The following is a 1,272-nucleotide window of genomic DNA, read 5'->3' on the forward strand; positions in this document are numbered from 1 at the left end:
AATAAGCAAACACATAATTGAGATACACGCTATAAAGCCTTCGGTATTCTAGCTTAGTGCCTAAAAAAGAATAGTAGTTGGTGTTAATGGTGGGGATTTTAATGCCTAGTTCAATGCCATGTTGCGCGGAATGTTCGCTGTCTTTTTTCTTAGCTGTAGCGAGATTGGTTCTCAAACCGAGATTGAACAAAAATTGGAAATTAGAAGTATTGACTTTCGCGCTGTAAGGGTTATTGAACGCGGTTAAATTCACGTATTGAGAATTAAGCCATGTAGTCCCTGCTAGTTGGATACCTCCAAAAAGACCTACTGAGAGCTTGTTGTTCTTTCTTGTGATACTATCGTTGATAATATTCACTAACAAATCGCTCCCACCGCCATAAGTCCATATATCAGAAGACGAATTAAAAAAGCTGGATTTGATATAGCCGTGGTTGTAATCAAAGAAGCCATAATACCTTAATCCCCATCTTTTGCTTTCGCCAAAGAATTGCTTATAGCCCACTTGCACGCCAAGCCCGTTCAAAGCGCCGTTATTGTTTTGAGAGCTGATCATGCCCACTTTTTTAAAGGGGTTATTGCTCATCGCCGCTAAAGCTTGAGAAAGATTGGATTGCTGCTCTGGGTTGATTTGGTAGTTGTATTGGCCTGCTGCCGGGGCGTTTTTATCGTAAGGTAGCGTAACAATGTCTTTTGTATTGACTTGGTTATAGGGGAGTTTAGAAATCTCTTCGCTCAAATTCTTAGCGTTGTTATAGGCGGTTACGATTTCTGTTTGATTGGATTTTAAATTATAAACATCTCTAGCCACGCTTAAAGCCGAATCAATCCGATTGCCATAATTAGCTACATTGTTTTGAACCGCATTAATTTCTTTATTCAAATTCACATTCTGTCTGTAAGGGTTAGTAGGCGTTTTACCCAAATGCGGCACTTTCAAGTAAGCGTTCTCCAAATACTTAAGTTGGTCTTTAGGAATGGAATTAAAGAGATTGAATATATTTGAAGCGTTAGAAAGGATTTGCTTTTGGTTTTGAGCTAAAGCGTAAATGTCTTTAGCAAATTCACGATTTGTTTGAGATCTCATAGCTTGAGCTTGCAACTGAGTGGATAGGGTGTGGTTGCTCTGAGTTAGTTTGAGCGCTTCTTGCAAGTAAGGTAGCATCGCCTTGATGTTGTTAAACACCGCGTATTGCGTTGGGTAGCCAGTGGATTCGATAGCACTGGGTGCGTTTGAAACACCACTGATGACGATATTTTTCCACATCATAG

At 39.9% G+C, this 1,272-nt stretch carries 1 protein-coding gene; it reads right to left on the reverse strand.

From position 1 onward, the window contains the following. Positions 1 to 1,272: Hop family adhesin SabA/HopD (gene sabA, locus G6069_RS07840; RefSeq protein WP_197293931.1), on the reverse strand; the 1,272-nt coding region annotated here is incomplete at both ends.

The organism is Helicobacter pylori (assembly GCF_017594925.1).
GTDB lineage: Bacteria > Campylobacterota > Campylobacteria > Campylobacterales > Helicobacteraceae > Helicobacter > Helicobacter pylori_DP.